Raw genomic sequence first — 14,637 nt, forward strand, 5'->3', positions numbered from 1 at the left:
GTTTAATTAAGAAAATGGGGTGACTCTTTTGATCAGAAATTCACCCCAATTTTTTACTGCTGCTTTAATGAATCAGTATTTACTGATTGACCACACCTCCATCTTGAGTATCAAACATGATAAATGGAGAAAAGAGCACTTCTGGATTACTAAAAACCCCACCTGGCTGTATCATTACTGAAAATTCAGTAAAAAGCAGTCCTACAGTTTTCCAATATACATTAGGATTATTAGATAAACGAGGTACAACAACATAGTTTATGAATTGAGCATTACCTCTTGCATTTGGATCTATCGCACTAATATTTCCCTGGAGTCCCTCAGAAATGGCTAGTACGCGATCAAAACGTTCAACATTGTATAACCCATCAAAATAATTCGGATTTAAGTTTATATATTTCACATCTCCAGAAAGATCTGCTGGAATATGATCATACCAAACGCTCATACCAGGAGTTTTTCCAGATACCGGCGTAAAATTAGCGCTCATACGAACATCACGATAGGTTCCAAAAATGTTTTTATGTTCAGCCATACCTTCTAATGACGAAAAACTCTGATAGCCAAAAACAGGACTATTAATATTATACAACTTCATTCTGAATAACACCCGGCCGCGGTCTTTATTTATAATATACCAGCCGCCAATGTTTGAAGTAAACGAATTTGGATTAGGAGCTCTCCCATTCAGCTCTGTACTGATCTTTGATTCAATCATTTCCAGTGCCTTTTGATAAGTTGTTTCTTTATAAGTAGTGATACCTTTTTCAGAAGCATACAAGTAATCGTTTCCAACTTTTATAATTCCTTTTTTATTGGCAAGTGCCGATTCCCTGATTCCTGAAGAATTAATTTTATAACTATCATCTGTAAATAGTATTGCACCTTTATATTCTTGCTGGAGCGATTTGAATCCACTAAAATAACTTTCTTTAGTACCTTTTTCCAGCACATCTAATTCATTATTGAATTTGTTGTATAATGTTGTTAAAGAACTAAAACTTAAAGACTGCTCCCATTTTACTCTTTCAGAATCGGAGAGTGTCGAATTTAACTGATAGTATTTGAAGAAAGTTGCATAATCCTTGAAAGCTAAATAATCATTTTCTAATTTAACCTCCGGGAATTGTTCATGAGATGAGGGAACAGACTGTTTCTTACAAGAGAGGGTAACCAGCGCCAAGCCTAGCGCCAGAATTGTCAATTTCAATTTCATTGTTTTTTTGATTTAGATTTTTTTTGTAAACATTTAATTATTAGTAAAAAACCTCGAAAAGCATCATTTACACTGTAAGTTATTAAAACTAATAATTAATACATTTTTGTTTACGCAAACACAGCTAAATATTACGTAAAATCATTAAAAAATTACGCAAAATACAAATTACATCTATAAGACAATTATTTTTTATTACATAATAATATAAAAACAGCTCATCTTATAAATCGAAAAGATTAACATTAATCGAATTGACAGAAAATAGCTAAAGAATTTAGAACAAATTTAAATTATCTTAAAAAAACACTTATAACAAGACGGGCCATTTCCTAATAAAAATCAGAGAATGGCCCGTCTTGTTACAAATATTATCAACTATCAGATAATATTCTTCTTATTTAAAATCTTGTTATTTTACCGATTCACTCTTTAAAAAAGAGCTCATTCTCACTGCAAATTCATTATGATCAGCTAACCATTTATCAATCGCTGCTTTTTCATCATCAGCTCCATTAAGTGCAGCCATTAACGACCCCAACTGATCATCATCCAATTGAAAATTCCTGAAAAATGAACTCACCTGCGGGTTTGCTTTCACAAAATCCTTGTTCGCAACAGTCTGTAAAGTTTCCACTTTACCAAAAACACCTTTAGGATCACTTAAAAACTTCAATTTATAGGTACTGAAAATATAATGCGGTGACCAGCCGGTAATCACTACTGGTTTCTTTGCATCTATGCTTTTCTTTAAAATCGCAAGCATCGCAGCTTCACTGGCCGATTGCAGTTCATACTTTAATTTATAATCTTTAATAGCGGCTTCTGCTTTATTCATGATTCCTGCACCCGCATCAATTCCTATGATTTTACCTTCAAAAAGAGAAGTATTGGCATTCAATTCATCAATACTGTTAATTTTCACATAATCAGGCACGACTAAACCTATACGTGCATTCGCATAATTTGTACCTAAAACTTCTAGTCTTGCACCAAATTTATCCATATACTCTTTATGGGTAACCGGCATCCAGGCATCCATAAAAACATCTGCATCACCACCAGCCACAGCTGCAAAAATTGGTGCTACATCTGCATTTTTCAATTCTACAGTATAACCTTCATTTTGAAGCAATACTTTTGATAATTGTGTCATTGCAACTCCTTCAGCCCAGTTCACATAACCTATAGTCACTTTTTTTTGGTTACCCGCACTACCACAAGAATACATTAAAGTTGCTGTCAGTGCGATTAATAATCCGCTAATTACTTTTTTCATTTGATTCAATTTAATTTTTTGTTTCCGATACTATTCCCGCAAGGCGGTTTACGACCAGCTTATTCTTCCCTATGCCGCTATTTTTTTCTTTGTATTTCCAAAAGACTGTGTAATACGATCCAGGATAATCGCCAGGATCACTACTGCAATACCACCTTCAAATCCTAATCCTATTTTCAACTGTGTAATTCCTTTCAAAACCACCTCTCCCAGTCCGCCGGCAGCAATCATGGCCGAAATAACCACCATAGAAAGCGCCATCATAATTGTCTGGTTCACACCAGCCAATATCGTTGGCAAGGCTAAAGGCAATTCCACTTTAAAAAGCAATTGTCCTGGCGTTGCCCCAAATGAACGGGTAGCTTCCACTATTTCTTTAGGCACCTGGCTAATTCCCAATGTAGTTAAACGAACTGCAGGGGGCATCGCAAATATAATTGTTGCAAACGCTCCGGGTACTTTCCCCAGTCCAAAGAACAATACTGCCGGTATCAGGTAAACAAAAGCCGGCATTGTCTGCATTAAATCCAGTACCGGGCGCATGATTTTTCCGGCAAGAGGATTTTTAGCAGCCCATATTCCCATCGGTACGCCCATTAATAAAGCTATAAAAGCGGCAGATAAAATCAGCGCCAGAGTTGCCATCGTTTGTCCCCAGTAACCCATTGCCCAAATCAGGGTTAGTCCTAAAATGGTAAATATCGTCACACCCAAACCAGTACGTTTCCAAGCCAGAAAAGCCACCAGTAAGATGATCACATAAAACGGGGGGAACATTAATACCCATTCCACCGAGTCTACAACAGAGATCACAATGATCTTTATGATATTAAATAAGGCTCCAAAATTGCTGGTAAGCCAGTTTATAAATTCTTCTATATAAGGTCCTATATGTATCATATTATATTACTTCGTTTTGTAAATTATCAATTGAATTTCCGTTCACATTTTCCCAGGAAGTCCCGGTGGTTTCTATAAGCAAAGAAGTCTGTGCTACGATTCCAAGCAGTTTATTAGTTTTTATATCGACAATGGGTACTGCCCTACCATTCTCCGCAATAAACGGAAGCATTTGTTCTACGGTAGTTTCCGGATAAGCAACTGGAATATCTTTAATAATAGCCAGTTCTATGGTATGATGGCCTTTAGCTTTCAGTTCAAGAATATCTTTTAGATAAACAAAACCAAGGAAATGTTTATCAACCGAAACCGCTGGTAAAGTAGTCAGTCCTGAAGAACGCATTTTTCTTAAAGTCCCCTCTACCCCATCTTTCTTAAAAATGGCTACTGTTGGTTTATCAAATAAAAGGCTGGCAGCAGTAATGATCGTTTTCCGGTCTACTTTTTCTACAAAAGAGGACACATAGTCATCTGCCGGATTAGTTAAAATATCCTCGGGAGTACCAATCTGAATGACTTCACCATCTTTCATAATGACAATACGGTCACCCAAACGAATAGCTTCGTCAAGATCATGCGTAATAAAAACAATAGTTTTATGCATTTTCTCCTGCAAATCAATCAGTTCGTCCTGCATTTGCGTACGGATCAGCGGATCAAGTGCTGAAAAAGCCTCATCCATTAAAAGGATCTCAGGATCATTGGCCAAAGCCCTCGCTAAGCCAACACGCTGCTGCATTCCACCAGAAAGTTCTGAAGTATTCTGATGCTCATAGCCTTTCAGACTAACCATCTCAATAACTTCCTGAGCTTTTGCTTCCCGCTCTTCTTTTGGAATATCCTGTAACTCTAAACCGAAAGCGACATTTTCCAATACCGTCCGGTGAGGCAACAGACCAAAATTCTGGAAAACCATGGCCATCTCTTTTTTACGGACATTCTGTAACTCCTTATCTCCAAGACTGGTAATATTTACATCGTTCAGAATTACGTTTCCCGAAGTCGGTTCAATCAAGCGGTTAAAACATCTCAGTAAACTGGATTTACCACTTCCTGACAAACCCATAATCACAAAGAATTCACCTTTTTCTATATTGAAACTGGCATTCTTTACCGCTACTGTACAACCTGTTTCTTTCAGGATCTCAGCTTTAGTTTTTCCTTGCTTTAATAGTGCAAGCGCCTTCTCTTTTTCTTTACCGAATATGAGTGTAAGGTCTTCTATCTTAAGTTTAGACATAGTATAGATGTTATATGTTAAAAATAATAACCGATATTAATGTTGAACCGGCTGCTCCATTTTGAATCCGGGTTACCTGTTGATAATCCGTTTTGCCAGTCTGGCCCTAACCAGGGCTGATTTTTTCCTGCTGCCCAGTCTACATAGGTCACCAGATTCCCTGCATTGATCATACAGCCTAATACATTCATCTGTGTATCTTTGAAATCTGCCTGAGGCTTATTCATATAAGAATAGTTCTCATAAAAGACAAGCGACTTTATTGGGCCCAGTTTAACTGGCTGTGTATAAGCAAAAGATGCAGTATGCAGGTAAGCTTTTCGGGCTACATCGTACGATGAACCATAGGCTGCCAGCTGTACTATATTTTTATACTGAACCGAATCAGATAAATTATACTGATAGTACATAGACTGTAGCTTAACATTAACCCTGCCAAAAGTCAGGTCTGTATGTAAAGCAGCGGCCCATCTTGCGCCCATTCTCCCTGTAGGAACATTATATACTCCGCCAAGCATCCCCGAAACACCAATCTTTTTATCTTCTGCCAGCAGATATTCTGTTTTGATATTACCCTGATTAACTTCTTTATTTCTGCCCGCAACATCATAAGAATAACGGGAAGGATCTGTTTCAGATTTATCTCCAAAATTCAGCTCCATAGCATTTTTAAAGAAAGCAATATCATAGACCCAGCGGTTTCTGCGCTGATGAAAATTAACTCCCATAGAGAATTTATCTTCGAAACCTACATAATATGGAAGGTTAAAAAACCAGTTATGTGAGTTATAGGCTGTATTACCAAATGGATTCTGAACCAGTCCTATATCCATGCGGGTACTATCATTGAAATGATATCTTACATAACCTTCTTTCAGAAAACTCCCTCCAAAATCTTTGGAGTAAAAGCGATATTCTGCGTGGAAATCTAATTTTTTATAAGCGACGTCTGCATTGATCCGGAACATATCCAGGCCAAAATCACCGCCTCTTTTCACTTGTTCTTTTTTCCAGGAAGAAAGATTGTAGTTGAATCTTAATGCACCGCCGATTTTCAGTACCGGTTTGTCTGGACGCTGAGGGATAATCGTTGTATCCTTTTTTACTGATGTAGAGTCTTGCGCTATTAATGTAATGGGTAAAATAACGGTAAATACTATACAGCTTAATAAATGCTGTAATCTTATTTTCATAATTTTTTATTCCTTTTTCAATAGTCATAAAACTTGCAGGAGAAGCTTGTTCAAGGCTTAAGAGCGAATAGACCCGTGCAGGTTTTATATAAATAATTTATATATGCAGGCCGAATTGCCGCATACCATAAAATGCTTTAAATAAAACATTAACTAACAAATATCCCGGGCGTAAATACCCTGAATATTTAAACAGAAATTGTGCTGTTTCTTTCTAGAATTTAACGCTCAGATGGCGTCTTTAACAGCGGACGTTTAAACTAAAAACATTACAAAGGTAAGCAAAATTTATGTGTTTTTAGCCCCTGTGACCAATATTGGCTTAGAACCGACCCGATTTTACGGTCCGAAATCAAGAAAAAAAACAATTAATTTAAGCCGGTTTTAAGGCTTAAAAAAGACGAATAATTCTAAGCCGGTTTCACAGAAAAAACCATGCACCATCAATTATTGATATGCTCAAAAAAAAGTGGGCATACGTAAAATAAAGAATGATTTTTGCGCATATCCACCCCTATCGAAAGGCTTTGTTTTCCCTTGAATACGGATCATAATTTCAGCTGTTCAGGGCAGTCAATCCGGCTCTTGAACAAGGGGCAAAAATCACACCTTTAAAATAGACGGTATTTTATTTTGTTTTTTTTTATTTTTCGAAATATTCAAAGCTGAAATTTAGCAAATCTGGCTCCGGACCGGACTCTTTTACCGATTTTTTATCCGCAGCTAAGAACTGTTTAAAGATGCTTAATGAGAGGGGTAATCCGTTTTCCATATTAAACACCAGATGGTCCCGGCGGGCACCTACTGTTTTGTCCAGAATCAGGTTCCCCTGTTCATCTTTGAAAAAGCTTTCCGTCATGATATTTATTTCATCATCATCCGGATGCTCCTTATAATGGATCGTAAATAGCAATTCCCAGTTCGTATTAGAATAAATGGTTGCCGGTGAAGACAGTTTATCGTTCGGCTTATTTACTTTATGAAAAACCCTGCCTTTGCGGATATAGCGGTCTCTGGAATGATTACCAACAGCAATCACCGTATCCCCTGCATAATAAAATCTATTGATACGGCTCCCATGGTTTATAAACTCATAGGGGTGCCCCATCTTTACAGGTCACAAAAAAGGTATCTTTTAGCCTACGCATTTCCGTCCATTGCCCTCTCATAAAAACCTCTTTATAGCAATACGGCCCGATTACTATACAAAGATAGTACATCGGGCCGTAATAGAGGACCTGTCTAAAAACAGGTCCTGAATATAATCAATAAGCTATTTCAGCAAATACTTATTTCTCTAATTTCTCAATCCATTTCCTTGCATTTACAAAGGCTTCCATCCATGGAGAAACTTCATCTTTACGTCCCTGTGGATAATTAGCCCAGTGCCATTGGAACAATGAACGCTCAATATGCGGCATCATCACCAAATGTCTTCCTGTCTGGTCACATAACATGGCTGTATTGTAATCAGATCCGTTAGGGTTAGCCGGATAGCTTTCATAAGCATATTTGGATACGATATTGTATTTCCCTTCTGCATATGGCATCTGGAACTTACCTTCACCATGTGAAATCCATACCCCTAAAGTACTTCCTGCTAAAGTAGAAAGCATTACTGAGTTATTTTCCTGTATCGTTAATGACGTAAAACCACTCTCATGTTTCGCACTGTCATTATGCAGCATTTTAGGTTTTTCTTCATGATCTTCATTGATCAGGCCAAGCTCTATAAACAACTGACAGCCATTACAAATACCAACAGATAAAGTATCTTCACGTTTAAAGAAGTTCTCCAGTGCATTTTTCGCTTTCTCATTGTACAAGAACGCTCCTGCCCAGCCTTTAGCCGACCCTAACACATCCGAGTTAGAGAATCCACCTACAGCACCGATAAACTGAATATCTTCCAGTGTCTCTCTGCCTGAGATTAAGTCAGTCATATGTACATCTTTCACATCAAAACCAGCCAAATACATCGCATTTGCTAATTCTCTTTCAGAGTTACTACCTTTTTCACGGATAACTGCCGCTTTAGGTCTTGGTTTAGATGGATCAATAACTGGCTTCCTTCCATCAAAACTCAATGGGAAGCTATAGTTTAATACATGGTTTTTATAGTTATCAAAACGCTCTTTAGCTTTAACAGGACCACTTTGTTTCTGATCAAGCAGGTAAGAAGTTTTAAACCATACATCACGTAAATGATCAATATCAAAACTCCATTGACCAGCAGTATTTTTAACTGTTAACTCAGCGTTCTCAGTTACGTTACCTATTTTATGGTAAACTACCCCATTAGCTTCAAGAACTGCTTCAGCAGTCGCATCCGCCTGGAATACGATACCGATATTCTCCGCAAAAAGTGTTTCTATAATATCCTGATCTCCTAAAACAGAAAGATCAAGGGAAGCACCCAGGTTGCGGTCTGCAAAACACAATTCCAAGAGTGTAGTAATTAAACCACCGCTACCTATATCATGTCCTGCCTGGATTTTACCAGCTTTAATTAATTCCTGTAAAGTATTAAAAGTAGTTTTGAATTGTCCTGCATCTAAAACGTCAGGCGTTTCAGTACCTATTTTATTTAAGATCTGTGCAAATGACGATCCACCTAATTTATAACGGTCTGCTGAAAGATTGATATAATAGATTGCACCACCATTTTTGCGTAAAACAGGCTCTACAACTGCGGTAATATCATCACAATGACCAGCAGCAGAGATAATCACTGTACCTGGTGCGATAACCTCACCGTCTTTATATTTTTGTTTCATTGATAAAGAGTCTTTACCAGTAGGGATATTAATACCTAAACTGATCGCAAACTCTGAACAAGCTTTTACTGCTTTATATAAACGGGCATCTTCACCTTCGTTTTTACAGGCCCACATCCAGTTGGCCGAAAGTGAAATACTTTCCAGACCATCTTTTAAAGGAGCCCAAACGATATTAGAAAGAGATTCAGCAATGGCATTTCTGCTACCTGCAGCCGGATCAATCAATGCTGAAAGCGGTGCATGACCGATTGAAGTGGCAATACCGTCTTTACCCTGAAAATCCAATGCCATTACCCCACAGTTATTCAGTGGTAATTGTAAAGGACCTGCACATTGCTGTTTAGCTACACGGCCACCCACACAACGGTCAACTTTATTAGTTAACCAGTCTTTACTTGCTACAGCCTCTAATTGTAATACCTGCTCCAGGTAAGTACTCAGCTGAGCAGTATCATAAGCTACCGGCTCATATTTCCTGTCTACTGTTTTATCCTGCATGATTACCTTTGGAGAACTGCCAAACATATCTTCCATTTTCAGATCCATTGGTTTAGATCCGTTAGTAGCCGACTCAAAAGTAAAACGGTGATCTCCGGTCACTTCACCTACAGTATACATTGGAGCCCTTTCACGGTCCGCAATTTTTTGCAGGGTATCTATATTTTCTTTACTGATCACTAGCCCCATACGTTCCTGAGACTCGTTCCCAATAATTTCTTTCGCTGAAAGCGTTGGATCACCTACCGGCAATTTATCCAGATCAATCTTTCCGCCGGTTTCTTCAACCAGTTCCGAAAGACAGTTCAGGTGACCACCTGCTCCATGATCATGGATAGATACAATCGTATTGTGATCGCTTTCTACCATACCACGTACTGCATTGGCAACTCTTTTCTGCATTTCAGGATTAGAACGCTGAATCGCATTCAATTCAATACCTGAACCTAAAGCTCCTGTATCGGCAGATGATACCGCAGCACCACCCATTCCTATTCTATAATTTTCTCCGCCTAATACAACGATTTTATCATTCAGTGCAGGTTTTGCTTTTTTAGCCTGATCAGCCTTTCCATAACCTACCCCGCCTGCCTGCATAATTACTTTATCATAACCCAGCTTTCTTGCGTCTTCTTCATGCTCAAAAGTCAGGATTGAACCTGTGATCAGCGGCTGACCGAATTTGTTACCAAAATCAGAAGCCCCGTTCGAAGCTTTAATCAGGATATCCATTGGGGTCTGATATAACCAGTCTCTTTCATTCACTGCTTTTTCCCATGGACGATTTTCTTCCAGACGAGAGAAAGAAGTCATATAAACAGCTGTTCCTGCCAAAGGCAATGAACCCTGTCCACCTGCTAACCTGTCTCTGATTTCACCACCAGAACCAGTTGCTGCACCATTGAATGGTTCTACAGTAGTAGGAAAGTTATGTGTTTCTGCTTTCAGTGAGATTACTGAATCAAAATCTTTCAATTCATAGTATTCCGGTACATCAGCTCTTTTAGGTGCAAACTGCTGAACTCTCGGGCCTTTAACGAAGGCTACGTTATCTTTATATGCTGAAACAATGCCATTAGGGTTTGTTTCAGATGTTTTACGGATAAGTTTGAATAATGACAAAGGCTGTTCTTCCCCATCAATCACAAAGGTACCGTTGAAAATCTTGTGACGGCAATGTTCTGAGTTAACCTGAGAAAAACCGAATACTTCGGAATCTGTTAATTTACGTCCCAGTTTCTCTGCTAACCTGTTTAAATAATCTACTTCTTCTTCACTTAATGAAAGACCTTCCTGTTGATTATACGCTGCTACATCATCAATTTCCAGGATAGATTCTGGCTGGATGCTGATTGTATAGATTTCCTGATTAAGCTCGCTGTATTTCTGGAACAGCATCGGGTCAAAATCAGTAAAGTCTGCAGACGTATTTTTAAATTCCTCAATTCTGATGATCCCATGAATATCCATATTCTGGGTAATTTCAACAGCATTCGTGCTCCATGGAGTTATCATTGCAGCGCGCGGACCAATAAAGAACTCCGTTAAAACGGTTTCTTGTTTGAATTGGGCCCCGCCAAACAGCCAAGTTAACTTTGAAATATCTGACGATGAGAGAGTTTGCTCTGATTGTAAAGCAAAAACGGTATTATGCTCGTTGGAGAAGAAATAAATCATGGTATGTTTTTATGGCGCAAATTTAATTTAAAAAAATTCTATGCCGTTATATATTGCAAAAATAGATGCAACAATTTGCAAATTCTACTTTAATATGTAGAATCACAGGGGTTTTTATCATTTCCATTTATTCACCTGTTCGCTTTTCTGCTCAAATTCGGAAGATAAAGACTGCATTCTTGATTTCAGCAGTAACTTTCTCCCCTCCAAAGTTCTTGTAAATATCAAATTGCACGGGCCTACCAAAGCTTTCCACTGTACTTTGAGATATTCTGCAAGGTTTTTATTTCTTGCCAGGATTTCTGGTACCGCGTGATAATCTTTTTGTCTGAAAACAGAAAACAGCCAGCTTTTTCGAACCATTATATATCTTGGGTTATCCATGATATCAACAACTTCTTTTAAGGCATTGATGAACACAGAATTTTCGAACGTTGTCCCTCCTTTCAAATGACAGTAAACAGCACCATAATTATCATGGACGGCAATAATCTCTAATTGTGAAGGATCAGACTGGATTGCTTTAGCTTTAATCAGTGATTTTAATATCGCATTAGAGATCTGAAACATATCTTTTGATATATCACGGTATTTTAAATATAACCTCAAAGCTTTATAAAGCTGTCTTCCAAAGTAAATAAAGCCTAAAACCCCTGCAAGGATCAACCAGTTAAAGAAAGAATCCAGATTTTTCATCTGCCTTAAAGAGCGAAAGAATAACCGGATCATATCCATTCCGAAACTCATCAAACCAAAAAACAACTCCGCTAAAAGATAAGCGAGTGTTTTATTCAGATACATCTTTTTCTGTTTTTGGTAGGGTTTCTTCTCCGAAAAGGGGATTTTAATTTCTTCTACAAGTTCTACACCGGCCTTTAATGCGCTATTCCAATTTTCTTTCAAAGATGCCCTGTCACCGGCATAATACAGAGTTTCCTGATTTCTGGTCGCGATTTCCCCGGCACTGTGAATTCTTTGAGGAATATTTAAGCGGCCTATCCCATTCTCAATTCCTGCTTCCTTTTTAAATGAAACCCCTGCAAATCCTTTGAACCTTCGTTTCAGCATTTCAAAATCTTCACCACCTGTGGCCGAAGTTGGATCTATACAGACTAAATGCCAGATATTCCCTGTTTTACCAGGATTATCCTTTTGCGTTCTTATCGCCCTGCCTCTCATCTGATTAGACAAAACAAAAGAGCCTACAAAACTTGCCAGGATTAATGAATTGATCGCTGGTGCATCCCATCCCTCTCCCAACAAAGATTTAGTACCAATCAGCACTTCAATACCACCAGACTGAAAAACAGCAGTGACCAGTTTTATAATTGAATTTCTCAGCTTTCCATCGGCTTGAATTAACAGATAATCTGCATCAAATGGCAAGGCCGATACACTAACCTGTAAAAACCCCTCTGCTTTTGACAATACTTCAAAACAGGCATAAGCACTTTTAGGAAGAATAACAATAGAACCTGTCAATACACCTATTTTCATTTGCGCAGGATTATCCCTTCTCAGCTTCTCAAAAATTGGCATTACCCCCATTTTGTTCAGCACCATTGCATGTTCAGCAGAATTCACATAAAATTCTTTCCTAATATAGTCCGAAAGGATTACCATTCTCAGTGCTGCACCCAACTGCTGATATTCAAAATCAGCAATCTCTTTAATACTATTTAACTTATTGGTACTTGAAGTTAAGAAACCTGTTACCTTTTTATTATGCCATAAATTGATCTGTTTGCCATTAACAATTCCGTAATGTGTTAAACGGTTCCTGAGTTTTTCACGATGTTCATCAAACTCCTTAAAATATTCACCATTAAAAAGATAGAACTGCAATATGTTTTCCATCCGGGTATAATCCAATATCGGAATCTCAAATTTTGAACCTCCGGCAACTTCCAGGTGCTGATCCGGTATCTCTGCTCCGCTGGCTTTCAGAAAAATCAGGCAGGCAGCATAAACAGAGAAATTTCCATAAATCCATTCCAGGTGCGCAGTTGGGTTTATCCATACAGTCCAGGTCTTTAATGCTGTGATTAAAGTTTCATCAGCCTTTATCTCTAAATACAAATCAGAAACAGACTGCCTGAAAGATTTTATACGCTGCTCATCCTCCGCAGTTGGCAACGTAAAATGAATATAATCCTGATGCGGGCATAAATCATTTTCTATCACTAGTTCGGGGACAGAGATTTCAATATCTACAGGCCCGTTAAGTTCCAGATATCTTTGCCATTCATTTACAGAAACATCATATGGAGGGGTTGCTGTCAGGCCAACAATAACAGGATTAAGTTGATCTTTAACTTTAGTCAGTGTTTTCCACCACTCATTTTTCAGATGATGTGCTTCATCTACTATAACCGTATTGATATTTTGGGCGATCAGCCCTTTAACAATCTGAGCCAGATTTTTATCATCGCTATCTTCTAAAAACCGTTTGGCTTTTCTGGTCCCTTTGATTGCTTTGGTTTTTGCATCAATCTCATCGCTTTCAAGTTCCGTTTCAGGATGAACTGCAATTTCAAGTTCCGTTTCGGACTCTATGTCAATTTCAGACTCGTTAATGCGCAAATTATTACAAGCCGCGTGCAGTGCCTGATAAGTTACAACTGTCATCAAACAAGGTTTCCGGATATCCGTTGATATCCAGTCTGGTATCTGATCAGTTTGTAAAAACAGTTCGCTGAATCTTTGTATCCACTGCTGTCTGATCGCAACTGTTGGCGCCAGGATCAAAACGGGTCTATTGAGTCTTAGTGCAACCTCTAATCCCAGGATCGTCTTTCCAGAACCCGGAGGGGCAATTACATGCAGATGTCCATCTCTTAAATAATGATCAAGTCTGTCAAAAACGCGCTGCTGATATTTTCTCCAGCTATATTTAAACCTGATCCCTTTTGGAAATTCTGTCAATACCTGTCTCTTGTCTATTAATGACTCCAAATCTAATCTATTATTGATCCAAATCTTAACGCACGTTTAATTTTAAATCTTACCCCTTACCTCTTTTAATTTCATGGTCATTTGTTCTGCACCGGCAACGATCCACTGCTCATACTCTTCAATCGCTTTGAGTCTCAGTTCATCTGAAAGATAACCTTCCTCTACCATTTGAGTCGAGCCGGCAACTTTTGACCAGATACCAATCCGCTGTAAAAAGTTATCATCCTGCTTGCGATAAACCTCTTCGGCATTCAAGACTTCAATCTCCTGAAAACCAGTCTCCTCAAAATAACCGGCCAGATCTTCCGCAATATGATTATTCATCCCTGCATCAGCACGCCATTTTAAAAAGGTCCGGTAAAAAGCTAACATACTTTCTGGCGGCTGAGGCTCCCAGCTCAACTGCTCATGGTTATAATCCAGAACAGAAAGCTGTCCGCCTGGTTTTAACAAAGACTTCAATTTCTGTAAAGCTTCTTTTGGATTGTTTAACCATTGCAAAGTACGTGCAGAAACAATCAGGTCAAATTTCTCTTCCGGCTCATAACTAAACAAATCGTGATGAAGCAATTCAAGGTTCAGGGTCGTTTGATAACTTTCTTTACCACTAACAATAAACTTCTCTGTATTATCAATTCCAATAACAAACCCTTCAGGGCCTACTCTTTCGGCAATATCTTTTGATATCGCGCCTGTTCCGCAACCAATATCCAGCACACGGAGCCCCTGTTTCAGAACAGGGATTAAGGTCGCATAGTCCTTCTCTAAACTCCTGTTATCAAATATCTTATTTGTGGTCTGATGATCGCGCTGGATAGTTTTATTCATATCGTAAGTTACAAGAATTACCACAAAAACAAATAAAATACATTTAACACGAAATCAATAATACAATAATG

9 protein-coding genes are annotated in these 14,637 nt (G+C 38.3%); all 9 read right to left on the reverse strand.

The features are described from left to right. Positions 1 to 79 precede the first annotated feature (79 nt). The 9 genes from HDE68_RS15230 to HDE68_RS15270 all read right to left on the reverse strand — a co-directional run bounded on the left by HDE68_RS15230 (position 80) and on the right by HDE68_RS15270 (position 14,566). On the reverse strand, positions 80 to 1,216 hold the full coding sequence (locus HDE68_RS15230; RefSeq protein WP_183883069.1) for a hypothetical protein: 1,137 nt from the start codon (positions 1,214 to 1,216) through the stop codon (positions 80 to 82). 412 nt (positions 1,217 to 1,628) lie between these two features. Then, positions 1,629 to 2,495: a glycine betaine ABC transporter substrate-binding protein gene (locus HDE68_RS15235; RefSeq protein WP_183883070.1), complete on the reverse strand. Its 867-nt coding sequence runs from the start codon at positions 2,493 to 2,495 to the stop codon at positions 1,629 to 1,631. Between the two features lie 69 nt (positions 2,496 to 2,564). Then, complete coding sequence (locus HDE68_RS15240) at positions 2,565 to 3,395, reverse strand: ABC transporter permease (RefSeq protein ID WP_183883071.1); 831 nt, start codon at positions 3,393 to 3,395, stop codon at positions 2,565 to 2,567. Between the two features lies 1 nt (position 3,396). Further along, a complete protein-coding gene (locus HDE68_RS15245) occupies positions 3,397 to 4,635 on the reverse strand; it encodes a glycine betaine/L-proline ABC transporter ATP-binding protein (RefSeq protein ID WP_183883072.1) in 1,239 nt (412 codons plus the stop codon). Between the two features lie 17 nt (positions 4,636 to 4,652). Continuing rightward, positions 4,653 to 5,828 carry a hypothetical protein gene (locus tag HDE68_RS15250; protein ID WP_221300747.1) on the reverse strand — a complete coding sequence of 392 codons (1,176 nt, stop codon included), beginning with the start codon at positions 5,826 to 5,828 and terminating at the stop codon, positions 4,653 to 4,655. Between the two features lie 643 nt (positions 5,829 to 6,471). Then, positions 6,472 to 6,936, reverse strand: coding sequence for a hypothetical protein (locus HDE68_RS15255; RefSeq protein WP_183883073.1), 465 nt, complete (start codon positions 6,934 to 6,936; stop codon positions 6,472 to 6,474). 181 nt (positions 6,937 to 7,117) lie between these two features. After that, positions 7,118 to 10,783 carry a phosphoribosylformylglycinamidine synthase gene (gene purL / locus HDE68_RS15260; RefSeq protein WP_183883074.1) on the reverse strand — a complete coding sequence of 1,222 codons (3,666 nt, stop codon included), beginning with the start codon at positions 10,781 to 10,783 and terminating at the stop codon, positions 7,118 to 7,120. Between the two features lie 117 nt (positions 10,784 to 10,900). Then, positions 10,901 to 13,738, reverse strand: a complete 2,838-nt coding sequence (locus HDE68_RS15265) for a DEAD/DEAH box helicase family protein (RefSeq protein WP_260171774.1) — start codon at positions 13,736 to 13,738, stop codon at positions 10,901 to 10,903. Between the two features lie 42 nt (positions 13,739 to 13,780). Beyond that, a complete protein-coding gene (locus HDE68_RS15270; RefSeq protein ID WP_183883075.1) occupies positions 13,781 to 14,566 on the reverse strand; it encodes a methyltransferase domain-containing protein in 786 nt (261 codons plus the stop codon). Positions 14,567 to 14,637 lie beyond the last annotated feature (71 nt).

The sequence above is a fragment of the Pedobacter cryoconitis genome (genome assembly GCF_014200605.1).
Taxonomy (GTDB): Bacteria; Bacteroidota; Bacteroidia; order Sphingobacteriales; family Sphingobacteriaceae; genus Pedobacter; species Pedobacter cryoconitis_B.

Excerpts from the sequence above, each read along its gene's own strand:
- HDE68_RS15255 (WP_183883073.1), bottom strand. The coding sequence starts at position 6,936 with ATGGGGCACCCCTATGAGTTTATAAACCATGGGAGCCGTATCAATAGA.
- HDE68_RS15230 (WP_183883069.1), bottom strand. The coding sequence starts at position 1,216 with ATGAAATTGAAATTGACAATTCTGGCGCTAGGCTTGGCGCTGGTTACC.
- HDE68_RS15270 (WP_183883075.1), bottom strand. The coding sequence starts at position 14,566 with ATGAATAAAACTATCCAGCGCGATCATCAGACCACAAATAAGATATTT.
- HDE68_RS15240 (WP_183883071.1), bottom strand. The coding sequence starts at position 3,395 with ATGATACATATAGGACCTTATATAGAAGAATTTATAAACTGGCTTACC.
- HDE68_RS15235 (WP_183883070.1), bottom strand. The coding sequence starts at position 2,495 with ATGAAAAAAGTAATTAGCGGATTATTAATCGCACTGACAGCAACTTTA.
- purL (WP_183883074.1), bottom strand. The coding sequence starts at position 10,783 with ATGATTTATTTCTTCTCCAACGAGCATAATACCGTTTTTGCTTTACAA.
- HDE68_RS15245 (WP_183883072.1), bottom strand. The coding sequence starts at position 4,635 with ATGTCTAAACTTAAGATAGAAGACCTTACACTCATATTCGGTAAAGAA.
- HDE68_RS15250 (WP_221300747.1), bottom strand. The coding sequence starts at position 5,828 with ATGAAAATAAGATTACAGCATTTATTAAGCTGTATAGTATTTACCGTT.